We start from the raw sequence: 23,195 nt of genomic DNA, 5'->3' as shown, positions 1-23,195 counted from the left end.
GGGCCCAAAATCTGCAATAGGCCCCGTCCGGGGCCTGTTCAGATGCGGGAGCGCCCGCCTGCCGCGGCGCCACCTTGCCGAATGCCCGCCCCTTGCGTATGAAACGCCAGTTTCACGCCACAGCTGCCACAAAGGACGATCCCATGACCCAAGCCCCGCGCGCCGACGACCGCCTGATTGTTGCCATGGACGTCCCCAACGCCCTGGCAGGGCTGCAGCTCGCCGAACAGCTGGGCGATGCGGTCTCCTTTTACAAGATCGGCCTTGGTATGCTGACTGGCGGCGGCCTGGCGCTGGCCAATGAGCTGAAGCAGGAGCACGGCAAGCGCATTTTCCTCGACATGAAACTGTTCGACATCGGCGCCACCGTGGAAAACGCGGTGCGGGGCCTCGCGCAGTTCGACATCGACTTCCTCACCGTGCATGGCGACCCGTACGTGGTGCGCGCCGCCAAGGAAGGCGCGGCTGGCAAGGACCTCAAGATCCTCGCCGTCACCATCCTCACCTCGCTCGACCGCCAGGATCTGGACGGGGCGCTGATCAAGCAGGGCACGGTGCAGGACCTGGTCCTGGAGCGCGCAGGCAACGCCTTCGCCGCCGGCGCTGACGGCGTGATCGCCAGCCCGCAGGAGGCCGCGCTGATCCGCGCTCTGCCCGAGGCGGAGGGCAAGCTGATCGTCACCCCGGGCGTCCGCCCCGCCGGAGCCGCCTTGGGCGACCAGAAACGCGTCGCCACCCCGGCGTCCGCCATCGCAGACGGCGCAGACCATATCGTCGTGGGCCGCCCGATCTGGACAGCAGAAAGCCCCCGCGCCGCGGCTGAGGCCATCCTGGCCGAACTGGCCGGCACGCAGGCCTGACTGAAACTGCGCGGCCAAGGCGGCCGGCAGCACAAAAGCGCCTGCGCCGCAGACGGCACAACCAGGCCTTTGCCCAAAAAATAGGCAGGAATAAAAATGTACGGCGGACACATCTATTCCGCGCGCCCTGCCGCCCACCCTTCAGTTTACCCAGCGTCAACACGCTCTTTTCACTGGCGAAACCTGCCGCGGCACCAACTTCTGCGCCAAATCGTCCTGTGACCCGGAAGGCACACCGGAAAAAGCCGCCGCCGCCGCCCGGGACCGCAAACTTTGCGAAACGGCAGCGGCTGCGCGATTCTGCGGATGAGACACTCCCCAGACGGGCTCTTCTTCCTGAGGCCCGTCACCTTCCCCCGCATTCCAGCGGGGGATCTTTCTTTCAGGCCCTGCTATCCGGCGCATGCCTCCAGATACCGGCGCAGCTGCACGGCGAAATGCGGCACTGCCAACGGGTGCGCGCAATAGGCCTCCGGCGCCATCAGCGCCCAGCCCTGCCCTTCATCCCCGAACCGGACATCGCCAGCCGCCGCCGCAGGCAGATGTGCTGCAAAGAACCAAACCCGCCCGTGCGGCCGCTGGTACACCCGGGACCAGATCAGCAGCTCCGGCGGCAGCACCAGCCCGACCTCTTCCCGTGTTTCCCGCAGCGCGCAGGCTATCGGGGTTTCGCCCGCTTCACGGCCGCCGCCCGGCAGGTCCCAATGGCCCGGATAGGGAATATCAGGCCTGTCATCCCGCTGGATGACCAGCAGGTTCTGCCCTAGAAACACCGCCAGTTTGGCACCGGCAAAATCTTCGCCTGCTGATGTCATGGTCTGTCACTTGGCGATCCGCCGCGCTAAAGACAAGCCCTCCGCCGCAAGCTAAACTTTTCCCACCACAACCACAGCACGCCACAAACCATGCAAGCCCTCTGCCGAGACTGCCTGAGCCAGATCCTCCCCGCCCGGCGCTGCCCCCATTGCAGCAGCCCGCGGATCAAGGCGCATGAGGAGCTGTTCTCCCTCACCATCGCCCATATGGACTGCGACGCCTTCTACGCCAGCGTCGAAAAACGCGACAATCCGGAACTGGCCACCAAGCCGGTGATCATTGGCGGCGGCAAGCGCGGGGTGGTTTCCACCGCCTGCTATGTCGCCCGCATCCGCGGCGTGCGCTCTGCCATGCCGATGTTCCAGGCGCTGAAGCTTTGCCCCGATGCGGTGGTGATCAAGCCGCGGATGAGCGCCTACGTCGAGGTCAGCCGCGAGATCCGCAAGATGATGAATGAGCTGACCCCGGATGTGGAGCCGCTGTCGCTGGACGAGGCCTTCATGGACCTCACTGGCACCGAAAAACTGCACGGCGCGCCGCCTGCGGTGATGCTGGCGCGGCTGGTCAAGCGGATGAAAGACGAACTGGGCGTCACCGGCTCCATCGGGCTCAGCCACAACAAGTTCCTGGCAAAGGTCGCCTCCGACCTCGACAAGCCGCGCGGGTTTTCGGTGATCGGCAAGGCAGAGACAGACGATTTCCTGCGCGGCAAACCGGTGCGCCTGATCTGGGGCATCGGCCCCGCCGCACAGGCCAGCCTGGACAAGGCTGGCATCCGCACCTTCTCCGACCTGTTGCGCTGGGACCGCGAGGCGCTGCACAGCCGTTTCGGTTCCATGGGCGACCGGCTCTGGCACCTGGCCCGCGGTCAGGACCGGCGCCGGGTTTCAGCCAATGCGCCGGTCAAGTCGATCTCCAATGAAACCACTTTCTTTGAGGACACCGCCAGCCTGGAGGTGCTCGACGGCCATTTGTGGCGGCTAGCCGAAAAGGTCTCGGACCGGGCCAAGGCACGAGAGCTGGCGGGCCGGGTTGTCACCCTCAAACTGAAGCGCGCCAATCATTCGGCGCTGACCCGGCGGGTTACATTGCGCAGCCCCACCCAGATTGCCGACCGGATCTACCGCACCGCCCGCGGCCTGCTCGACCAGGTGGGCAATGAAGGCCCCTACCGGCTGCTGGGCTGCGGGATTTCGGACCTGGTGCCCGAATCGCAGGCCGATGAGAGCGGGGACCTGCTCGATCCGCAGGCCGGCAAACGGGCAGAGGCGGAACGCGCCACGGATGCGATCCGGAAACGGTTCGGCGAGGGAGCGATTCTGAAAGGCCGCGCCCTGCGGTAGGCCTCGCACCGCACCCGGTCACTCCGCCGCCAGCGGCATCTCCTTCTGCCCGATCGCCGCAATCTCAGCAGTCACCTGGCGCAGCAGCTTCTGCAGCGGCTCGAAATTTGCATTTGGCCGGATGTTCGCCTCATCCATGTAAAGCGCCCGGTCGATCTCGATCTGGACCGCGTGCTGGCGCCGCGACGGCCGGCCGTAGGTCTGGGCGATATAGGCCCCGGCAAACGGCGTATTGCGGGCCACTTTCAGTCCTGCCGCGGCAAAGGCCGCCTCGATCCGGTCGACCACGCTGCTGTCTGCCGCAGCGCCGAACCGGTCGCCCAGCACCACCTCCGGCTTGCCGGTGCCGGTTGGCGCCATGGTGTCGATCGCCTCATGCGGCATCGAGTGGCAGTCGACCAGAATTGCCTGCCCGAAACGCCGGTGCGCCTGCTCCAGAAGCCCTTTCAGCGCTTGGTGATAAGGGTGCCAGTAACAACTGATCCGCTGCTCCGCCTCGGCCAGGGTCAGCTTGCCCCGGTAAATCGCGCGCCCGTTGGCCACCACCCGGGGAATCACTCCAAGGCCTGACGCCACCCGCGGATTCTGCCCGCGCCGCTGCACCCCGTCGATCACCGCCGGGTCCAGCTCATCGGGCGAGCGGTTCAGGTCCAGAAAGGCCCGCGGCTTGACCGCGGTCAGCAGCGGCGCGCCGAACTCCGGCGCCGCCTGGAACAGCTGGTCGACAAAAGCGTCCTCCGAGCTTCGGATGGTTTTCCGCCCCAGAATCGACTGTGCCAGAAAGGAATCGCTGTAATCGGTACCGCTGTGGGGAGAGGCAAAAACCACCGCAGAGGCCAGTTTCTGCGGGGAAATCACGAAAAACGCTGTATCAGGCATCCTTGCTCCGGTGCTTCTTGTGCAAGAAACAGCATATCGCGGAAATTTCTGCGGTCAAAAGCTCTTGCACCTCTGCGCGACTCTATTTATAGACCCCCTCACCGGCGCGGCACCCCGCGCCCCTTTCACTTCTAAGGGGCAGGAATGGCGCGCAGGCCAGAGTGGGCGATTAGCTCAGCGGTAGAGCACTTCGTTGACATCGAAGGGGTCACAAGTTCGATCCTTGTATCGCCCACCATTCCATTCACTGCCCTGGCCACGGCCACGGCACCCGCTAACCCAGGCGCTGGTTCGCGCCGCAGACAAGGAGAGAGACCATGAAGGTCAAGAACTCGCTCCGTTCGCTGAAGAACCGGCACCGCGATTGCCGGGTTGTGCGCCGCAAAGGCCGCGTTTACGTGATCAACAAGACCCAGCGCAAGTTCAAAGCGCGCCAGGGTTAAGATCCGACACAGCGACTTACAGAAAACCGCATCATCCGATGCGGTTTTTTTGCGTTTTGAGGCTGTGTTTTACAAATCAGCCAAGAAAGCCCTCCCGCGCCCGCAGATCCCCCCGGCTGCCGCTGGGCACTACTTGGCGGCCTTGGGCGTGGCACCGCGCCTTGCGCGGTGCCACGCCCAAAGGGAGCGGACTTTGCCAAAAGTCCAGCGACGGGCGGGAGAGGCTGCTGGCCTGCAGGCCGCCCTGCCGCGCGCAAACCAGCAACAGCAGCGCCGGACCTGTAAAAACCCCAACCGCCAGCCCAAGCAGTGCTGCGGCAAGTTATCCGATTTCTTTTGTCGGAAATTCATTGCATCCGGCGAAGATTTCTTTAATTGACTATTTCAGTCGGAAAAGAGCCATTAACAAACGGGACATCACATGCTGAAAGCTACCACCGTACTGGCCGGCGCACTGACCGCTGCCGTTGCCACCGCTGCCGCCGCCGAGGGCGAGCTGAATATCTATTCCTCGCGTCACTACGACACCGATGAGCAGCTCTACTCGGAGTTCGAAGAGGCCACCGGCATCACCATCAACCGCATCGAAGGCAACGCGGATGAGCTGATTGCCCGGATGACAGCCGAAGGCGAAAACTCTCCCGCCGACATTCTGATCACCGTCGACACCTCCCGCCTGACCCGGGCCAAGGATGCAGGCGTGCTGCAAAGCATCGAAAGCGATGTGCTGGAGGCCCGCGTGCCCGGCTATCTGCAGGACGAGGACAACCAGTGGTTCGGCTTCAGCCAGCGCTCGCGGATCATCTTCTACGACAAGGACGAGGTCGCCAATCCGCCGCTGACCTACCTGGACCTGGCCGACCCCGCCTATAAGGGCAAGGTCTGCATCCGCTCCTCCAAGAACACTTACAACCAGACCCTGCTGGCCTCGATCGTGACCCATCACGGCGCCGGCACCGCACGCAGCTGGGCCGAAGGCGTCGTCGCCAACATGGCCCGCGACCCGCAAGGCGGCGACACCGACCAGATTCGCGGCCTGGTTTCCGGCGAATGCGATATCGCCGTGGCGAACAGCTATTACTTCGCCCGCTCGATCCGCAAAGACGTCAAGGGCGTGTCGGAAAACCGCGACCAGATCGGCTGGTTGTTCCCCTCGCAGAACACCGAAGGCGCGCATATGAACCTGTCCGGCGGCGGGGTCGCCGTGCACGCCCCGAACAAAGACAACGCCATCAAGTTCCTGGAATACCTCGCCAGCGATTCCGCCCAAGCGTATTTCTCGGCCGGCAATGACGAATACCCGGCGGTTCCGGGCGTTGGCCTGGCCCCGTCCATTGCAGCGCTTGGCCATTTCAAGCCGGACGACGTGAACCTGTCGGAGGTCGCCAGGAACCTGCCCGAGGCACAGAAGATCTTTAACGACGTAGGCTGGAAGTAACACCAGCCCGCACAAAAACCGGGAAAGCGCGGCCCCCCAGCCGCGCTTTTTTACCTCTGCCCGGGGCCCGTGTGGCCCAGCTGCTGTTTGGCGGCAAAAGTTCAAAGCCCCGCCAGCTTTTCCTAGACCCGTTTACGCCTGACGCCTATACGTTCGCGCATCTTAAAATTCGGGGGGAAACATGCCGTCAGGAGCACGCCGCGCTCTGGGGGACCAGAGCTTATGAACCGGTTGCCAGTAACGATTATCAGCGGGTATCTGGGTGCGGGCAAGACCACCCTGATCAACAGGCTGCTGGCCGAGGATCACGGGCAGAAGCTGGCCGTGATCGTGAATGACTTCGGCGCGGTCAATATCGACGACGCACTGATCCAGGACACGGACGGCGGCAAGATCACTCTCACTAATGGCTGCGTCTGCTGCACTATGGGCGCCGACCTGGCAGTGGCGCTGCGGGAGGTGCTGAACCGCCCCGAACACCCGGACCATGTGGTGATCGAAGCCAGCGGCATTTCCGACCCGGTTGCCATCGCCAATTCCGTTCTCAATGAAAACGGCCTCAGCTATGGCGGGATCGTCACCCTGGTGGATGCGGAACATGCGCAAATGCTGCTGAACGACCCGCTGGTTGCGCCGCAGGCTGAGCAGCAAATCCGCGCAGCCGATCTGGTAATCGCCACCAAATGCGATGAGATTTCCGATTCGCTTGGTGCTGCGCTGAAATCGGCCGGCGCCCGCACTCCGACGGTTCTGAACGGCTCTCCCGTGGCGGAGCTGCTGTTTGACATTGTGCCGCTGCCCAAGGGCCGCGCGGTTGCCGCCCACCCCGCCTATACCACCTGGCAGCACCGCAGCCGCACCGTGCTGGACCGGCGTGCGCTGGGGGACAAGCTGGCAGAGCGGCCCGCAGGTCTCTACCGGATGAAAGGCTTCGTGCTGACCACCGGCGGCGCCTATGAGCTGCATGTGGTGGGCCGCCATGTCGAGGCCAAGCGCTGCGAGGCGGAGGAAACCGTTCTGGTGGGCCTGGGTCCGGCAGACCGGATTTCCCGTGACGAGATCGAAGCCTGGTGGGCGGCATAAGCCGTCCCCCCGGCCGCGATCCAGGCCAGGGAATTTCCCGAATCCTTGCGTCTAGCGCCGCCGTCCCACCTGGCGGCAGATCAGGATCACCGGCAGCAAGCCAACCGCCATGATCACCAGAGAGGGCACAGCGGCGCCCTCCAGCCGTTCATCCGCTGCCAGCCGGTGCGCCTGCACCGCCAGCGTGTCAAAATTGAAGGGCCGCATGATCAGCGTCGCGGGCAGCTCCTTCATCACATCGACAAAGACGATCAGCAGTGCGGTCAGCAGGCTGGGCGTCAGGATCGGCAGATGCACCCGGCGCAGCATCCCCATCGGCCCCTGCCCAAGTGAGCGCGCCGCTGCGTCCATGTTTGTGTGCATTGTGGCCTGTCCGCCCTCATACGCCCCCAGCGCCGCCGCCATGAAACGCACGCCATAGGCTGCAACCAGCAGCCAGATCGAGCCGGTCACCAAAAGCCCGGTACGGATCCCGAAGGCCTCCCGCATCCAGGCATCCAGCGCGTTGTCAAACGCCGCAAACGGCACAATCAGCCCCACCGCGATCACCCCGCCCGGCACCGCATATCCCAGCCGGGCAAAATAGGCCGCCGCGGAGGACAGCCTGCCGGGCCTCAGGCGCTGATAGAAGCCCAGGCAGACCGCGGCCGCCACCGTCAGCAGGGCCGCTGCCGAGGCCAGGATGATGGAATTGCTGGTGAACCCGATATAGCGGCGGCTGAGCAGGTTCTGCTCGGACTCCAGGCTCATCAGGGAGAGCACGGCCGCCGGCAGCAGAAATCCCAGCACAACCGGCACCGCGCAAAAGAACACCGCCATGGCGGCCTTGATGCCGCCCAGCTCTGCCGGCGGCATCTGGGTGTGATGCTTGCCGGCATGGTGGTACTTCGCTCTCCCGCGCGTCGAGCGTTCCACCACCGCCAGCGTCAAGGCAAAGCCCAAGAGGCACAGCGCCAGCTGCGCCGCGCCGCCCCGGTCGCCGAGCGAGAACCAGCTGGTGTAGATCCCGGTGGCAAAGGTCTGCACTCCGAAATAGGACACCGTGCCGAAATCCGCGATGGTTTCCATCACCGCCAGCAGCACGCCCGAGGCAATGGCCGGCCGTGCCATCGGCAGGCTAACCATCCAGAACGCCTGCCAGGAATTCTTGCCCAATGCCCGGGCAGCCAGGAAGGCGCCGGCGCTCTGCTGCATGAAGGCCGCCCGCGCCAGCAGGTAAACATAGGGATACAGCACCAGCACCAGCATCGCGGCCGCGCCGCCGGTGGAGCGGATTTCGGGGAACCAGTAATCCCGCGGGCCCCAGCCCGTCACCTCGCGCAGGGTGGCCTGCACAATGCCGGGGTGGTCCAGGATATGGGTATAGGCATAGGCCAGAACATAGGCCGGGAAGGCCAGCGGCAGAACCAGCGCAACCTCAAGGAGGCGCGCGCCGGGGAACCGCGTCATCGTCACCAGCCAGGCCGCCCCGGTGCCGATGGCAAAGGTGCCAAGCCCGACCATCGCCACCAGCGCCAGCGTCGTCAGCGTATAGCCCGGCAGCACGGTTTCAGCCAGATGACGGATCGTCTCCGTTCCCCCAAACGCCGCGGCCAGCGCCACCGCCACCATCGGCAGCAGGCAGGACAGCGCCACGATCCAAGCCATCACTGCAAACAGACCGCCACCGCCCTTGCCGCCGCGGCGGCGCCCGTGCGGGGCGTATTCTATGGGATCATTGGCAGCAGTCATTTGTGGCAGTCAGGGTCCGGATGAAGGGTCTCACCGCCCTATTTCGACTATTCCAGTCAGAAATTCCAGCCGGAAAGCACGGCGCGGTCCAGGCGGGCGCCGCGACAGCAAACGGGCGCCTGCATCCGGCGCCCGTTTCCCTCAGCTGGTCAGCCCGGGTCAGTCGTAACTGCGCTGATCCTCGATCACCAGACCGTCCTTGGGCAGCGCGCCCGGCGCGACAACCTCGACCTTGCCCTTAAGCTTCAGCACTTCGATCACCGAACGGGCATAGGCCGCCTCGTCGCCGCCAGCGGATTCGATTTGCACGGTCATCGCGTCCATTTCGCCGTCACGGCTGGCAATCACCCGGGCCTTGACGATTTCGTCATGCTTTTCAACCAGCGCTGCCACCTGCTCGGGGCGCACGAACATGCCCTTGATCTTGGTGGTCTGATCGGCGCGGCCCATCCAGCCCTTGATCCGCATGTTGGTGCGGCCGCAGGGCGAAACACCCGGCATGACAGCCGACAGATCGCCGGTTGCAAAGCGGATCAGCGGGTAATCGGGGTTCAGCGTGGTCACCACAACCTCGCCCACCTCGCCCGGCGCCACCGGATTGCCGGTGCCGGGGGTGACGATTTCGACGATCACATGCTCGTCAACAATCATCCCCTCCATCGCCGCGCTTTCATAGGCGATATTGCCCAGATCGGCGGTGGCATAGCATTGCAGGCAGGTAATCCCGCGGTCGGCGTATTCCTGGCGCAAGCTGGGGAACAGCGCACCGCCGCCCACCGCCGCCTTGGAAAACGCCAGCTCCACGCCCATCGCATCGGCCTTGTCCAGGATCACCTTCAGGTAATCCGGCGTGCCGGCATAGGCGGTGGCGCCCACATCGCGCGCGGCAGTTACCTGCAGCTCGGTCTGGCCGGTCCCGGCCGGCAGCACCGCCGCACCAACCGCCCGCGCGCCGTTTTCAAAGATCATGCCGGCAGGCGTCAGATGGTAGCCAAAGCAGTTCTGCACCACATCGCCCTGTCCGATGCCGGCGGCGTTCAGGAACCGCCCCATCCGCCACCAGTCGCCGTCCACCCCGCCCGGCTCGTAAATCGGGCCGGGGCTTTGGAAGATATGGGCAAAGCCATGCGCGGGCTTCACGGTAAAGCCGCCAAAGGGCGGGTTCTCAGCCTGCGCCCGGCTCAGCTCCGATTTGCGCAGCACCGGCAGCTTGGCCAAGGCCTCAGCCGAGGTCACCGCGGCCGGGTTCACCCCGTCCAGCAGCGCGGCATACCCGGATGCGGTTTTCGCGCGGGCGATCTGCTCCGGCAGCGCCCGGGCCAGATCTGCGGCGCGTTCGTCTGCGCTGCGGGTTTCAAGCGTGTCAAAAAAGCTCATCACGTCATCTCCCCGCATCAGCTCAGCCACCTCTTGCGGCGGCGGTAGGACCGCACGTCGCGGAAGCTCTTGCGTCCTTCATCCGACATCCCGAGGTAGAATTCCTTCACATCCGGGTTCTCCCGCAGCTCCGCCGCGGGCCCGTCCATCACCACCCGGCCCGATTCCAGGATATAGCCGTAGTGGGCATAGCGCAGGGCGACGTTGGTGTTCTGCTCCGCCAAGAGGAAGGTCACACCCTCGTTTTCATTGATCGACTTCACGATCTCAAAGATCTGCTCCACCAGCTGCGGCGCCAGCCCCATCGACGGCTCGTCCAGCAGGATGGTCTCCGGCCGCGACATCAGCGCGCGGCCCATCGCCACCATCTGCTGCTCGCCGCCCGAGGTATAGCCGGCCTGGCTCTTCCGCCGCTCCTTCAGGCGCGGGAAATAGCTGTAGACCATTTCCAGGTCTCTCTGGATATTCGCGCCGCCATCCGAGCGTGTATAAGCGCCGGTGAGCAGGTTCTCTTCCACCGTCAGGTGCTCAAAGCAGTGGCGGCCTTCCATCACCTGGATGACGCCCTTCTTCACCAGCTCCGCCGGATCCTGCTCATGCACGGCCTCGCCGCGGTATTTGATAGAGCCCTTGGTGACCTCGCCGCGCTCCGAATGCAGCAGGTTCGACACCGCCTTCAGCGTTGTGGTCTTGCCGGCGCCGTTGCCGCCCAGCAGCGCGGTGATGCCGCCCTTGGGCACATTCAGGCTCACGCCCTTCAGGACGAGGATCACGTGATTGTAGATCACCTCGATATTGTTGACCTCCAGCAGGGTCTCGGCCTGCACGTCGGCGGTGTTCGCTGCATCCAGCATCAAAGCGTGTCCTCATGCCTGTCCCGGACCAGATCCGGGATCCCGTTGAGTGGCGCGGCAGCGTGCCGCCGCGCCGGTTTCGTTCCGGCCCCCTGGGACGGGGGCCGGCATGAGCCCGTTATTTGCAGTTGGGTTCGATGTTGTTTTCTGCCGCGTAAGCAGCCGAATCTTCCTCGACCAGCTTGCCGATCACTTCGGTATCGGACGGTTTGAAGTCAGAGATCAGCGACCAGGTCTTGCTCTCCGCATCCCACTGGGTCACACCAACCAGACCCGGACCGCCGTGGTTTTCGCAGGAGACGCTGAAGGTCGGGCCGAAGTTCGGCATTCCCAGCGCTTCCATCTTCGCCTCGTCGATCACCAGCGCTTCCATGCCGTCGCGCATCATCGCAGGGGTGATGTCCTTGGTGCCGTGGATCTCCTGTGCCGTCTTGGCAGCTTCGGCGGCCAGCATTGCCGCATACATGCCGCGGTTGTACAGCACGTTGCCGACCTGATCGCCGGCGCCTGCCGCTTTGCCCGCATCCACGACATATTTCTGGATGTCGTCAAACACCGGGAAGTCGCGGCCCACGTTGTGGAAGGTCACCGCCTTATAGCCATCAGCCTTGTCGCCTGCGGGCAGCACGTCATGCTCGGCACCGGACCACCAGACGCCGATGAAGTTCTCCATCGGGAAGCGGATGTTGGCGGCTTCTTGGATCGCCACCTGGTTCATCACGCCCCAGCCCCACATCACGACATAGTCGGGACGGTCGCGGCGGATCTGCAGCCACTGCGATTTCTGCTCCTGGCCGGGATGGTCGACCGGCAGCGCAACCAGCTCAAAGCCATGCTTCTTGGACAGCTCCTCCAGGGTGCGGATCGGCTCCTTGCCATAGGCGGAGTTGTGGTAGACCAGCGCAATCTTCTTGCCGTTCAGATCGCCGCCGTTCTCTTCCAGCAGGTAGTTGATCACACCCGACGCGCCGTTCCAGTAGTTGGCCGGGTAGTTGAACACGTGGCTGAACACCTGGCCGTTCGCGGCCGAGGTGCGGCCATAGCCCATGGTGTGCAGCGGGATGTTGTCCGCGGTCACTTTGGGGATCAGCTGATAGGTGATGCCGGTGGACAGCGGCTGATAGATCAGCGCGCCCTGGCCCTTGGTGGACTCGTAGCATTCCACACCCTTCTCGGTGTTATAGCCGGTCTCGCATTCCACCACCTTGGCCTTGACGCCGCCGATGCCGCCATCGCGCTCGTTCAGCAGGGTGAAATAGTCGTTGTAGCCGTCCGAAAACGGGATGCCGCCAGCCGCATAAGGCCCGGTCCGGTAGCTGAGGTCCGGGAACACCAGATCGGCCATTGCCGGACCGGCTGCCATCGCGGCGCCAAGCGCCAGTGTGGTCAGTGTCTTTTTCATCGGCTTAAATCCTCCCTTTGGTCTTATCCGATGGTTTCGTTCGGCGGGGGTGGTCTTGGTTTTCTCCCCGCCAGCGTGTGTGCCGCCCCGCCTTAGTGCGGGAAGGGCCAGAGTCTCAGTTTTTCCTTGGCAACGCGCCACAGCTGCGCCATGCCGTGCGGCTCCGCGATCAGGAAGACGATGATCAGCGCGCCGACGATCACCAGCTGGAAATGCGCCACGATGTCGGTGGGCCAGCCCAGGATATCCACGCCCACCACCTTCAGCACCACCGGCAGCAGCACCAGGAAGGCGGCACCGGCAAAGGAGCCGAAGATCGAGCCCAGACCGCCAAGGATCACCATGAACAGCACCAGGAACGACTTGTTGATGCCAAAGGCCTCACCGACCTCGACCGCGCCCAAGTAGACCGCAAAGAACAGCGCGCCGGAGATGCCGATGAAGAAGCCGGAGACGGCAAAGGCTGTCATCTTGGCCTTCAGCGGGTTCACCCCGATGATCTCGGCGGCAATGTCCATGTCACGGATCGCCATCCAGGTCCGGCCCAGCGTGCCGCGGGTCAGGTTGCGGGCAACCAACGCGCAGAAGGCCAGGAAGATAAGGCAGAAAAGATAGGTGGCCCAGGCCGGCGCGTTGGGGCCGGTGATGAGGATGCCAAAGGTGTCGCGCTCCGGCGCGTTGATCTGGCCCGAGGCGGAGTAGTTGTAGAACCACGGCACCCGGTTGAACAGCCAAACCAGGAAGAACTGCGCTGCCAGCGTCGCCACCGCCAGGTAGAACCCCTTGATGCGCAAGCTGGGCAGGCCGAACAGCACACAGACCAGCGCGGTGATGCCGCCCGCCAGCAGCACGTGGATGAACATGCTGACCTCCGGAAAGGCGGTCATCAGCTTGTAGCAGGCATAGGCCCCCACCGCCATGAACCCGCCGGTGCCCAGGGACACCTGGCCGCAATAGCCGACCAGGATATTGAGCCCGATCGCCGCAATCGAATAGATCAGGAACGGCAGCAGGATCGCATTGGCCCAGTAGTCGTTGATCAGGAACGGAATGATCCCGAAGGCCACCGCCAGCACCACATAGTACCGGTAGCGGTCGAACTTGATCGGGAAGGTCTGGCTGTCATCTGCATAGGAGACTTTGAAATCCCCGGCTTCACGGTAGAACATGTCTCAGATGCTCCCTTTCTCTTGCAAACGGGACCCGGTCCGGGTGTCTGTCTTGAATGTTTCAGCGGCGGCACTCATTCGACCTGCCCCCACTGGGCTTGCGCGGCGTCGCGCTGTTCGCGGGTCATCCGCGCCGATGGTTTGGCATAGCCGCTGCGCTCGCTGCCGCGCACCAGCCGAAGATAGGCGATGATGCCGGTGATCAGCCCGGCGGAGGCCAGCAGCGCCGCGGTCACCACCTGGGTTTCGCTGTAGCTTTCCGCCGTCAGCGCCAGATAGCCGAAGGCCCAGAACCCGGCCCAGGCGACCACGTTGACGATGGCAATCATCTTTTTCATGCCGCCGCCCTGCCGTTAACCACTTCTTCAGAAATCCCGGCTTCGCCACATTTCGCCCAAATCTCTTTGCCACCTTGTGCGCGGGTAAAGTGAGTGGGACCAATGACCGCGATTTTCGAGGAAATCCGGCGGCTGGAGGCCGCGCGGAAGAAGGGTTGGATATCAGCATCCGAATATGCAGTGGCCAAGGGCCGGCTGCTGGAAACTGTCGAGGACGCTACCGTGCTGCCGCCGTTCCAGGCCGCGCCGCAGCGGCGCGCGGTGTCCAGCGACGCGCCCGGCCCCTGGGGGCTGATGCTGATCGGGCTGCTGGGCGCCGGCGTGCTGACATTCATTGCCGGGCAGGTGATCGGCGATCTCAGCATCGCCTTCACACTGGTGGCCAGCGTCTTTGCCGCCATCGTCATCGCCGCTTTCCGCCGGCTGGAGGGCTGAACGCGCGGGGAGCAGATCATATGAGCCTTAGACCCGTTCAATGATCTTCTCCCCGAACAGGCCCTGCGGACGGAACACCAGGAAGATCAGCGCCAGCACATAGGCAAACCAGTTCTCAGTGGCGCCGCCGACCATCGGTCCGATGGCAAACTCGAACAGTTTCTCGCCCACACCGATGATCAGGCCGCCCACGATGGCGCCGGGGATCGAGGTGAAGCCGCCCAGCATCAGCACCGGCAGCGCTTTCAGCGCGATCAGCGACAGCGAGAACTGCACGCCGGACTTGGTGCCCCAGACGATGCCCGCAACCAGCGCCACAAAACCTGCAACCGACCAGACCAGCACCCAGATGAAATTCAGCGAGATGCCGACCGACAGCGCCGCCTGGTGGTCATCCGCCACAGCACGCATCGCACGGCCCTGTTTGGTGTACTGGCTGAAGGCCACCAGGCCCGCCACCAGCAGCGCCGCAATGACGGTCGCCACGATATCCAAGTTGTCGATAAAGAAGCCGTAGCCGAACATGTTGAAGGTGGTCTCATCGATCCACAGGTTGATGCCCTGCGGCAGACCCACGTCCAGCGTCTTGATCTCGGAGCCCCACATCAGGTCGGCCACGCCTTCCAGGAAGTAGGCCAGGCCAATGGTGGCCATGAACAGGATAATCGGCTCCTGCCCGACCAGATGCTTCATTACCAGCACCTGCACCAGCCAGGCCAGCAGCACCATCACTGCCACCGTCAGGGCAATCGCCAGCACCCCGGGCACATTCCAGCCGAAATGGGTGACATGGCCGCCAAAGACCGCGTTGATCACATGCGAGAAGGGCACCTGCCCCTGCATGATCCCCACAAGGGTCATCGCCGCAAACAGCGCCATCACGCCCTGGGCATAGTTGAAAATGCCGGAGGCCTTGTAGATCAGGACAAACCCCAGCGCGACCAGCGCATAGAGAACGCCCGCCATCAGGCCGTTCAGCGTGACTTCCATCGCAAAGACAAGTTGTTCGGGCATTAGAGGCTCTCCTCGGAATTCTGCGCTGCGGCGGTGCACAGGGGGTGCACAGGGGGTGTACGGATGTCACCCTGCCAGGGCCGGGTCTTGCTGCGCTGCGGCTCAGTCATGGCTGACCCCCAGATAGGCGTCGATCACATCCTGGTTATTGCGCACCTCATCCGGCGTGCCGTCACCGATCTTTTTGCCGTAATCCATCACCACGACCCGGTCGCTGAGGTCCATCACCACGCCCATGTCGTGCTCGATCAGGGCAATGGTGGTGCCGAATTCATCGTTCACATCCAGGATGAAGCGGGACATGTCCTCCTTCTCCTCGACGTTCATGCCGGCCATCGGCTCGTCCAGCAGCAACAGCTTCGGCTCCGCTGCCAGCGCGCGCGCCAGCTCAACCCGCTTTTTCAGGCCGTAGGGCAGCCGCGCCACCGGTGTCTTGCGGATGTGCTGGATCTCCAGAAAGTCGATGACCCGCTCCACGATCTCGCGGTTCTCGGTCTCTTCCTTCTCCGCCTTACCCTTCCACAATGCCTGCGAAAAAAGGCCTGTTTTCATGTAGTTGAGCCGCCCGGTCATGACGTTGTCCAGAACGCTCATGCCATCAAACAGCGCGATGTTCTGGAAGGTCCGGGCGATGCCCTGGCGGGCCACCTCGTAAGGTCTCATCTGCGGCCGCCTGGAGCCGCGGAACCAGACTTCGCCTTCCTGCGGCACATAGAAACCGGAGATCACGTTCAGCATCGAGGACTTGCCGGCGCCGTTCGGGCCGATGATCGCGCGAATTTCGCCCTCGCGGATGTCAAAGGAAATGTCCTTGATCGCCACCACGCCGCCGAACCGCAGGGTGATGTTTTTCATCTCCATCACGACGCCGCCGATGGTGCGGCCGTCTTCCGTGACGTAGCTCTCGGAATTATCAAGCATAACAACGGCCTCCATTTTTTTGCCACATAGAAATTTTAAGATTTCCATGCGATACTTGTGGGAAACGAGCAGCAAGGAGATCGAAGTTATGTTCGGCGAACTTGAGCATTCCTGCCTTCTGAAGATGGCACTTGAATGCAAGCAGATGGGCCTCAGCCAATCCGAAAGCCTGGCCTCCATCATTGAGCAGACACACGGGTTCAGTTCCCCCTTCAAGATTCAGCAGGTGGTCAACACGGCCTTCCACCCTGAGCTTAACCCCGACCTGATCTGAGACCGTTCCGGCCTGCCCGGCACGGGGCGGTTTCATTTCCGGAGATACGTGCGTCATTCCGCGGCCACCTTGTGAACCGCTGCCGGTTTCACTTCGGCATCGACGATGGTCAGCGTCGCCTTGATGGATCCCTTGCGGCCATCCTCATAGGTCACTTCCGTGACGGTCGAGACCTTTTCCGAACCGTCGTAAAGCGCGGTGATGATATCATCGAATTTCTCTTCCACGATGCGGCGGCGCACCTTGCGGGTGCGGGTCATCTCGCCGTCATCGGCATCCAGTTCCTTGTGCAGCACCACAAAGCGGTGGATCTGGCAGCCCGACAGCATCGGGTCTTCCGCAACCGATTTGTTCACCTGCGTCACATGCGAACGGATGGTTTCCAGAACCTTCGGATGGCCCGCCAGCTCCTGGTAGGAGGCGTAGGCGATATTGTTGCGCTCGGCCCAGTTGCCCACGGCCGTCAGGTCGATGTTGATAAAGGCGACACACCGGTCGCGGCCATTGCCGAACAGCACCGCTTCCAGGATGTCCGGGTAGAACTTCAGCTTGTTTTCCACATACTTGGGCGCAAACATGCTGCCGTCGGCCATCTTGCCCACATCTTTGGCGCGGTCGATGATCCGCAGGTGGCCAGAGCCTTCCTCGAAGAAGCCGGCATCACCGGTGGCCACCCAGCCTTCGGCATCCTTGGTTGAGGCCGTGGATTCCGGATTGTTGAAATACTCCACGAAGGTGCCCGGCGAACGGTAATAGATCTCCCCGTTGTCGCCGATCTTGATCTCCACCTCCGGCGCCGGAACGCCGACGGTGTCAGCACGCACTTCGCCATCCGGCTGCACGGTGATGAAAACGGTGGCTTCAGTCTGGCCGTACAGCTGCTTCAGGTTGATGCCCAGAGAGCGGTAGAAATCGAAAATCTCCGGCCCGATCGCCTCCCCCGCGGTGTAGCCTACGCGAATGCGGCCATAACCCAGCGTGTCCTTGAGCGGTCCATAGACCAGGGCATTGCCCAGCGCGTACTTCAGGCGGTCCATCATGCCGACGGGCTTGCCGTCCAGAATCTTGCCGCCGACTTCCTTCGCGTGGGCCAGGAAATGGTGGAACATCTTGCGCTTCAGGGTGCTTGCGTCCTCCATCCGGATCATGACGTTGGTCAGCTGGCCCTCAAAGACCCGCGGCGGCGCAAAGAAATACGTCGGGCCGATCTCGCGCAGGTCGGTCATCATGGTGTCGGCGCTTTCCGGGCAATTCACGCAGAAACCGCACCAGTAGGCCTGCCCGACCGAGAAAATGAAATCGCCCACCCAGGCCATCGGCAGGTAAGAGAGAATGTTCTCGTTCTGGGTCAGCTTGTCGAACTCGGCGGAGTTCTTGGCGCTTTCGATCACATTGCGGTTCGACAGCACCACGCCCTTGGGCTTGCCGGTGGTGCCTGAGGTGTAAAGCATCACGCAGGTGCTGTCGTAGTTCAGCTTGTTTTGGCGCGCGGCCAGTTCGCCGGTCAGTTCGTCGCGGGCCGCCCGGCCCTGATCCTGAATATGGCTGAACTGGTGCAACTGGGTGTGGTCGTATTTCCGCATCCCGCGCGGATCGAGGTAAATCATGTGCTCGAACTGATGCAGCTGATCCTGGATCTCGATCACCTTGTCGGCCTGTTCCTGATCGCCCACGATCACGAAACGTGCGCCGCAATGGCCCAGCACATAGGCCATCTCCTCGGCCACCGCATCCTGATAGAGCGGCACCGGCACAGCGCCCACCGCCTGCGCGGCGACCATCGACCAGTAGAGATAGGGGCGGTTGCGGCCGATAATGGCGACAAAATCACCCTCGTTAACGCCAAGGTTGATCAACCCCAGCGCCAGCGCCTCAATTTCCTTTGCCGTCTCGGCCCAGGTCCAGCATTGCCAAATGCCGAATTCCTTTTCCCGGTAGGCCGGCGCGTTTGCGAATTGCGCCGCATTGCGTTGAAGCAGCGCCGGCAGGGATTGCTTCCCCTCGGCGCCCATCTGCATCTGAGCCAACTTTTTTTCCTCCCTTTCCGGCGTTGCTGCCGGACTGACCGCCGTCCGCGGTTCTGGCCCCGATTAGGGACAGCCGCAGGTTAGCCCGTCAACTTTTTCCTGAAGTTTTCCTAAATCTTACGAATTGTAACAGGCGTCTTCCTCTTGTTTTACAGCTTGTTACGCAAGGCATCCCGGCGCCTATCGCGGGGAATCCTTCCCGCCACGCGGCTGCCGCGGCGGAAACTGCGCGGAATGCGCACGGTCCGGGCACAGGCCGAATCGATTTCCCGGAGATTCTTTCTGAAATGCGGCTCTGCGGGGACGGCAGCCGTAGCTGGCATCCGGCAATCAGAAGGCGGTTCTGGCCTGCCGGGGCGGCACAGTTTATCCGCCGCGGCTGAATGGCAATTTGCCCCTGTTCGACAGCGGTGTTAGCCATGGGCCGGGGAGAGCCATGAACCGTACAAATAAGCAGCACGCCGCCATGACCACCGCCGGGCTGAACCTGATCGCCCAGGCGCTGTCGATTTATGACAATGATTTGCGGCTGGCCGTGTGCAACCGCCGCTTTCAGGAAATGTTCAATCTGCCGGACCACCTGACGCAGCCCGGGGCGTCCTTTGCCGACACCATCCGCTTTCTGGCGGAAAACGGCGAGTATGCCCCGGAAACAGATATCGAAGAGATCGTGCGGACCCGGGTCGAGCAGGCGCTGAACTTCGTGGCTCACTACTTGGAGCGTGAGCGCCCCAACGGGCAAATGATTTCAATCGAAGGCTCGCCGCTGCCGCAAGGCGGATGGGTCACCGTCTATACTGACATCACCCGCACCAAACGGGCAGAGCAGCTGCTGCGTGCCCGGTCGGAGGAGCTGTCCGAAAAGCTGATCGCCTATACCGAGGAGCTGTCTGCGGCCAACCGCCAGCTGGAGGCTGCCAACACCGCGCTGGAAGAGGCCAAGCGGCAGCTGACCGAGATCGAGGGCCGCACCCGGCTGACCACCGAGATGATGCCCGCCCATATCGCCCATGTGGATGCGGACGGCTATTACACTTACACCAACCGCCGCCTCAGTTCAGTCTTTCCCAGCCGCCCCTCGGATATTCTGGGCATGCACATCTCGGACGCGCTTGGGCCTGACGCCTTTGAACGGATTGAGCCGCATCTGCTGGCCGCCTACAAAGGCGGCAGCCCAGTGTTCGAATTCACCGAAAGCCACAGCAGCCGCCGCATTCGGGTAGCCTTCACACCGGATCAGCAGGGCGGCGTCTACATCCTGTCGATGGACGTGACCGAGGAAACCCAGGCCCGTGTTGCCCTGCAGCAGGCCCGCCGCCGCGAGATGGCGGCGCAGATGACCAGCGGCCTGGCGCATGATTTCTCCAACCTCCTGACCATCATTCTGGGCATGCAGGGCAAGCTGGAAAAAATCGGCCTGGACGGCGAAGCCGCGGAAATGGTCCAAGGCACGCTGTCTGCTGCGCGGCGCGGCGGACGGCTGCTGAACCGTATTGCCGAGATGACCGGCCAGCGCGCCCTGCGGCCTCAGGCCACCAATATGCATGAGCTGTTGGGGGAGCTGAAAATCCTCGCCTCCCCGTCGCTGCCGCAAGGCGTGGGGCTCAGCATTCTCGACAATATGCCGGATCAGGTGCTGCTGCTGGACAGCGGCAAACTGCAGGATGCGCTGCTCAATCTGATCCTGAATGCCCGCGATGCCTGCGGCACATCCGGCCAGATCACCGTCAGCGCCCACGCGGTCGGGCACACTTGGGTGGAGATCACCGTCACCGATACCGGCCCAGGTTTCTCTTCTGAGGCGCTGGAGAAGGCCCTGAACCCGTTCTTCACCACCAAGGGCAGCGAAGGCTCCGGCCTGGGCCTGCCGATGGTTTACGACATGGCCAAGCTTGCGGGCGGCGACATGCGGCTGGGCAACACTCTGACCGGCGCTTCAGTCACCCTGCGGCTGCCCTACCGCCAGGCCCCCGACGCCAAAGGCGGCATGGCGCTCTTGGTTGAGGACAGCGAGGAACTGCGCACCGCCTTCCGCGACATGCTGATCGACCTTGGCTATTCGGTGATAGAAGCCGCCAGCGTTGATGAGGCCAGCGCACTGACCGCCGACCTGCCGGACATCGCGCTGGTGCTGTCTGACATCAAGCTGGAAGGCTCCGCGACCGGCATCGACCTGGCCTCCAGGCTCGACGGCTCCGGCCTGCCCTGCATTCTGATGACTTCATTGCCGGTCAGCGACCCATTGTTCCGCAAGGCATTGAAATGCGGGCCGGTTTTGCGCAAACCTTTCACCACCCACCAGTTGTCCGAATTGATCGCACCGGAGCCCGCCGCATGACATCCCCCCTGGTCACTATCCTGGATGACGAGCCGGAAATCCGCCGGATCCTGACCGAAACGCTGGAGGATGCGGGATTCCGGACCCAAAGCTTCGCCCGCGCGCGCGAGTTCGAGGCGGCGCTGAACAGGGTGACACCGGACGTCTGCCTGGTGGATCTGTCGCTGCCCGACACGGACGGGCTGGCGCTGGTGCACAGGCTGGCGCTGGAACAAGGGGCGGCGGTCATCATCATCTCCGGCCGCGCCCAGGTGCAGGACCGGGTAACAGGGCTGGAGCTTGGGGCGGATGACTATATCACCAAACCGTTCGATCCGGCCGAGGTCGTGGCCCGGGTCCGCGCCCGCCTGCGCAGCGGCCCCCGCACAGCGGCGCCCGCCAGCGAAACCGCCCGGTTTTCCGGCTGGACCGCCCATTTTGACCGCTACATGCTGGAAGATGACACCGGCGCCGAGACCCCCTTCTCCCACGCGGAAGGCGAGGTCTTGCGGCTGTTTTTGGATAGCCCAAAGCGGCTGATCTCCCGCGCCCAGATGCAGGAGGCGCTTGGCGGTGCTGCCGGCGAAAGTTTCGACCGGGCGATGGATGTTCGGATTTCGCGCCTGCGCACCAAGCTGCGCGAGGATCCCAAGAACCCGCGGCTGATCAAGACGATTTATGGCGCGGGTTACATTTTTCTGGGCGATGTGGACTGGGCCTAACCCAAGCTAAAGCAAAATAGCTGCCTGAAAACCCTGCGCTTACTCCAGTCAGATGGAGGGCCGCGGAATAACGCGGCCACTGGCCTCTTGCCCGGGCGAATCGCTGCGCGTAGAATCGTTTCATGGCCACCTGTCTGCTCTACCGCCAAGCCCCCTCGCGCCCGTCGCGGTTCTACCGCATCGAGCTGGCGATGAACTTGTTTTCCGAGGTTTCCGTGCTGCGCGAATGGGGCGTGGCCGGCGGCAACGGGCGAAGCGTTATCAACATCTACGGCAACCTGCGCGAGGCGTCTCTGGCCGCCGACAAGCACCGCAAGCGGATGCTGAAGCGCGGCTACGGCCGGACCTGACCCGCGCCGCGCCCGCGGCGCCCGGCCCAACTGTGAGGATCATCCGGCAGGATGACCGGGAACAGGCGGGAGCGCCCTGCTCCTGTTGCACGCCCTCAGGTTAAGACCGCCAGCGACCGGGCGGCACGGTCCAGCACCTGCAAACCCAGCACCAGATCCGCCTCGTCCGTGTCCTCGTCAAAAGCATGGCTGATGCCGCCGATCGAAGGCACAAACAACATCCCCGCGGGCATCACCGTGGCCAGGTTGGCCGCATCATGCAGGGCGCCGGAGGGCATCTTCTGCCACCTGCCGGGCGCAAGTGCCTCCGCTGCGGCAGCCAGCCCGGCCTGAAACCGCGCGTCCATCGCCGCCGGTTCGATCCCCATCACCGGACCAAGCAGGGCCGTGACGCCGTGATCCGCAGAAACGTCCTGCGCCGTCTCCTTGATGAGCGTTTCCATCCGTGCCAGCCGGCCGGCATCCGCATCGCGCCACTGCATCGAAAACTCCACACGCCCGGGCACAACTGAGGACGCATTGGGATGCAGCGCCACATGGCCGATGGTCCAGACCGTGGCAGCCGTTACCACACCGGCAAACCGGCTGTTCAGCTCTGTATTAAAGGCCGATAGCGCCTGGAACGCATCCCGGCGCAGGTGCATCGGCGTGGTGCCCGCATGGTTCTGCCGCCCTTCGAACGTGATCCGCATGTCGCGGATACCGACGATATCCGTCACGACGCCAAGCCCAAGTCCGGTCTCCTCCAGATAGGGCCCCTGTTCGATATGCATCTCCAGAAACCCGGTGAACCGGCCGTGCGGCAGGAAATCCCCGGCCAGATCCGCCATCCGCGCCCGCATGTCCGCAAGCGTGCTGCCGGCGGTGTCGGTGAGGCCGTCCGCATCCTCCAGCGCCAGCTTGCCGGTCCAGACATCCGAGCCGGTCAGCACCCCGAACCGCCCCTCCTCATCCTGAAAGCTGACGCAGGAGACAGGCGGCCCTCCGGCTTCTTTGGCCGCGCGGGCAATCTCCAGCCCGGCCACCACACCCAGCGCCCCGTCCAGCCAGCCGCCCTCGGGCTGGCTGTCACTGTGCGAGCCCACCAGCAGGCTGTTCTCTCCGGCCAGCCCGAACAAGTTGCCCAGGGGGTCAAAATGCGGCTCCAATCCAGCCTCTTCGATCCGCCCGGCCAGCCATCTGCGCGCTGCAATGTCGGCGTCTGAATATGCCTGGCGTACCACCCCCTTCCCCACACCAGACGCGCCGAAGCTGCGCAAGACATGCAGATCATCGAGAAATCGCTGAGTGTCGAGGGTCATGATGGGGCTCCGTACTGACCGGCCCACGGTGCTCCAAGAGTTTGCCGCCCTCAATGGAATTGATAGGACCAGTGCCCAAACCCTCTCTTCCCTCTGCCCGG

22 protein-coding genes and 1 tRNA gene are annotated in these 23,195 nt (G+C 63.5%); 11 read left to right on the top strand and 12 right to left on the bottom strand.

Going from position 1 to position 23,195, the window contains the following annotated elements:
• The first annotated feature begins 143 nt into the window (after nt 1–143).
• Complete coding sequence (gene pyrF / locus PHA8399_RS18630; protein WP_058287614.1) at nt 144–860, top strand: orotidine-5'-phosphate decarboxylase; 717 nt, start codon at nt 144–146, stop codon at nt 858–860.
• Between the two features lie 392 nt (nt 861–1,252).
• On the opposite strand, the gene PHA8399_RS18625 is transcribed toward pyrF, so the two are convergent.
• Complete coding sequence (locus tag PHA8399_RS18625; protein ID WP_058287589.1) at nt 1,253–1,675, bottom strand: NUDIX hydrolase; 423 nt, start codon at nt 1,673–1,675, stop codon at nt 1,253–1,255.
• A gap of 90 nt (nt 1,676–1,765) precedes the next feature.
• On the opposite strand from PHA8399_RS18625, the gene PHA8399_RS18620 reads away from it, so the two are divergent.
• Complete coding sequence (locus PHA8399_RS18620; RefSeq protein WP_058287588.1) at nt 1,766–3,019, top strand: DNA polymerase IV; 1,254 nt, start codon at nt 1,766–1,768, stop codon at nt 3,017–3,019.
• An 18-nt stretch (nt 3,020–3,037) separates the two neighbouring features.
• Here PHA8399_RS18620 and PHA8399_RS18615 read toward each other — a convergent pair whose 3' ends face one another.
• Nucleotides 3,038–3,898: an N-formylglutamate amidohydrolase gene (locus tag PHA8399_RS18615; protein ID WP_058287587.1), complete on the bottom strand. Its 861-nt coding sequence runs from the start codon at nt 3,896–3,898 to the stop codon at nt 3,038–3,040.
• 163 nt (nt 3,899–4,061) lie between these two features.
• Here PHA8399_RS18615 and PHA8399_RS18610 point away from each other — a divergent pair.
• The 4 genes from PHA8399_RS18610 (at nt 4,062) to PHA8399_RS18595 (ending at nt 6,862) form a co-directional block, all read left to right on the top strand.
• Nucleotides 4,062–4,136, top strand: a tRNA-Val gene (locus PHA8399_RS18610).
• Between the two features lie 79 nt (nt 4,137–4,215).
• Nucleotides 4,216–4,341 carry a type B 50S ribosomal protein L36 gene (gene ykgO, locus PHA8399_RS18605; protein WP_005648635.1) on the top strand — a complete coding sequence of 42 codons (126 nt, stop codon included), beginning with the start codon at nt 4,216–4,218 and terminating at the stop codon, nt 4,339–4,341.
• A 421-nt stretch (nt 4,342–4,762) separates the two neighbouring features.
• The gene (locus PHA8399_RS18600) at nt 4,763–5,779 is read left to right on the top strand and encodes a Fe(3+) ABC transporter substrate-binding protein (protein ID WP_058287586.1); all 1,017 of its coding nucleotides are present in this window, start codon (nt 4,763–4,765) and stop codon (nt 5,777–5,779) included.
• Between the two features lie 222 nt (nt 5,780–6,001).
• Nucleotides 6,002–6,862, top strand: a complete 861-nt coding sequence (locus tag PHA8399_RS18595; protein ID WP_058287585.1) for a CobW family GTP-binding protein — start codon at nt 6,002–6,004, stop codon at nt 6,860–6,862.
• 51 nt (nt 6,863–6,913) lie between these two features.
• Here PHA8399_RS18595 and PHA8399_RS18590 read toward each other — a convergent pair whose 3' ends face one another.
• The 6 genes from PHA8399_RS18590 to PHA8399_RS18565 all read right to left on the bottom strand — a co-directional run bounded on the left by PHA8399_RS18590 (nt 6,914) and on the right by PHA8399_RS18565 (nt 13,733).
• Nucleotides 6,914–8,593 (bottom strand): ABC transporter permease, encoded by a 1,680-nt coding sequence (locus PHA8399_RS18590; protein WP_058287584.1) that lies wholly within the window; start codon nt 8,591–8,593, stop codon nt 6,914–6,916.
• A 159-nt stretch (nt 8,594–8,752) separates the two neighbouring features.
• The gene (locus tag PHA8399_RS18585; protein WP_058287613.1) at nt 8,753–9,970 is read right to left on the bottom strand and encodes a phenylacetate--CoA ligase family protein; all 1,218 of its coding nucleotides are present in this window, start codon (nt 9,968–9,970) and stop codon (nt 8,753–8,755) included.
• Between the two features lie 17 nt (nt 9,971–9,987).
• Entirely contained in the window at nt 9,988–10,824 is an 837-nt protein-coding gene (locus tag PHA8399_RS18580) for an ABC transporter ATP-binding protein (protein ID WP_058287583.1), read from the bottom strand.
• A gap of 118 nt (nt 10,825–10,942) precedes the next feature.
• Nucleotides 10,943–12,226, bottom strand: coding sequence for an ABC transporter substrate-binding protein (locus tag PHA8399_RS18575; protein WP_058287582.1), 1,284 nt, complete (start codon nt 12,224–12,226; stop codon nt 10,943–10,945).
• A 92-nt stretch (nt 12,227–12,318) separates the two neighbouring features.
• Nucleotides 12,319–13,395 (bottom strand): branched-chain amino acid ABC transporter permease, encoded by a 1,077-nt coding sequence (locus PHA8399_RS18570; protein ID WP_058287581.1) that lies wholly within the window; start codon nt 13,393–13,395, stop codon nt 12,319–12,321.
• Nucleotides 13,396–13,469: 74 nt separating this feature from the next.
• The gene (locus PHA8399_RS18565) at nt 13,470–13,733 is read right to left on the bottom strand and encodes a hypothetical protein (RefSeq protein ID WP_058287580.1); all 264 of its coding nucleotides are present in this window, start codon (nt 13,731–13,733) and stop codon (nt 13,470–13,472) included.
• A 102-nt stretch (nt 13,734–13,835) separates the two neighbouring features.
• Between PHA8399_RS18565 and PHA8399_RS18560 the strand changes: the two genes are divergently transcribed.
• The gene (locus PHA8399_RS18560) at nt 13,836–14,168 is read left to right on the top strand and encodes a hypothetical protein (RefSeq protein WP_058287579.1); all 333 of its coding nucleotides are present in this window, start codon (nt 13,836–13,838) and stop codon (nt 14,166–14,168) included.
• A gap of 27 nt (nt 14,169–14,195) precedes the next feature.
• Here the strand turns inward: PHA8399_RS18560 and PHA8399_RS18555 are convergent, their stop codons facing one another.
• A complete protein-coding gene (locus tag PHA8399_RS18555) occupies nt 14,196–15,182 on the bottom strand; it encodes a branched-chain amino acid ABC transporter permease (protein ID WP_058287578.1) in 987 nt (328 codons plus the stop codon).
• A gap of 102 nt (nt 15,183–15,284) precedes the next feature.
• On the bottom strand, nt 15,285–16,103 hold the full coding sequence (locus PHA8399_RS18550; RefSeq protein WP_058287612.1) for an ABC transporter ATP-binding protein: 819 nt from the start codon (nt 16,101–16,103) through the stop codon (nt 15,285–15,287).
• Nucleotides 16,104–16,191: 88 nt separating this feature from the next.
• On the opposite strand from PHA8399_RS18550, the gene PHA8399_RS18545 reads away from it, so the two are divergent.
• Nucleotides 16,192–16,377 carry a hypothetical protein gene (locus PHA8399_RS18545; RefSeq protein ID WP_008554555.1) on the top strand — a complete coding sequence of 62 codons (186 nt, stop codon included), beginning with the start codon at nt 16,192–16,194 and terminating at the stop codon, nt 16,375–16,377.
• 53 nt (nt 16,378–16,430) lie between these two features.
• On the opposite strand, the gene PHA8399_RS18540 is transcribed toward PHA8399_RS18545, so the two are convergent.
• A complete protein-coding gene (locus PHA8399_RS18540; protein WP_058287577.1) occupies nt 16,431–18,395 on the bottom strand; it encodes an AMP-binding protein in 1,965 nt (654 codons plus the stop codon).
• A 445-nt stretch (nt 18,396–18,840) separates the two neighbouring features.
• On the opposite strand from PHA8399_RS18540, the gene PHA8399_RS18535 reads away from it, so the two are divergent.
• The 3 genes from PHA8399_RS18535 (at nt 18,841) to PHA8399_RS18525 (ending at nt 21,793) form a co-directional block, all read left to right on the top strand.
• Entirely contained in the window at nt 18,841–20,742 is a 1,902-nt protein-coding gene (locus tag PHA8399_RS18535; protein WP_058287576.1) for a hybrid sensor histidine kinase/response regulator, read from the top strand.
• Entirely contained in the window at nt 20,739–21,443 is a 705-nt protein-coding gene (locus PHA8399_RS18530) for a response regulator transcription factor (RefSeq protein WP_058287575.1), read from the top strand. Before PHA8399_RS18535 ends, PHA8399_RS18530 begins: the two co-directional genes overlap by 4 nt.
• A gap of 122 nt (nt 21,444–21,565) precedes the next feature.
• Nucleotides 21,566–21,793, top strand: a complete 228-nt coding sequence (locus PHA8399_RS18525; RefSeq protein WP_058287574.1) for a WGR domain-containing protein — start codon at nt 21,566–21,568, stop codon at nt 21,791–21,793.
• A gap of 95 nt (nt 21,794–21,888) precedes the next feature.
• On the opposite strand, the gene PHA8399_RS18520 is transcribed toward PHA8399_RS18525, so the two are convergent.
• Nucleotides 21,889–23,094 (bottom strand): hydantoinase/carbamoylase family amidase, encoded by a 1,206-nt coding sequence (locus PHA8399_RS18520; protein ID WP_208856340.1) that lies wholly within the window; start codon nt 23,092–23,094, stop codon nt 21,889–21,891.
• Between the last annotated feature and the right edge of the window lie 101 nt (nt 23,095–23,195).

Origin of the sequence: Leisingera aquaemixtae (assembly GCF_001458395.1) — a bacterium.
GTDB classification, from domain to species: domain Bacteria; phylum Pseudomonadota; class Alphaproteobacteria; order Rhodobacterales; family Rhodobacteraceae; genus Leisingera; species Leisingera aquaemixtae.
Note: the sequence above shows the minus strand (reverse complement) of the source record. Positions and strands in the feature narration are given on the sequence as shown.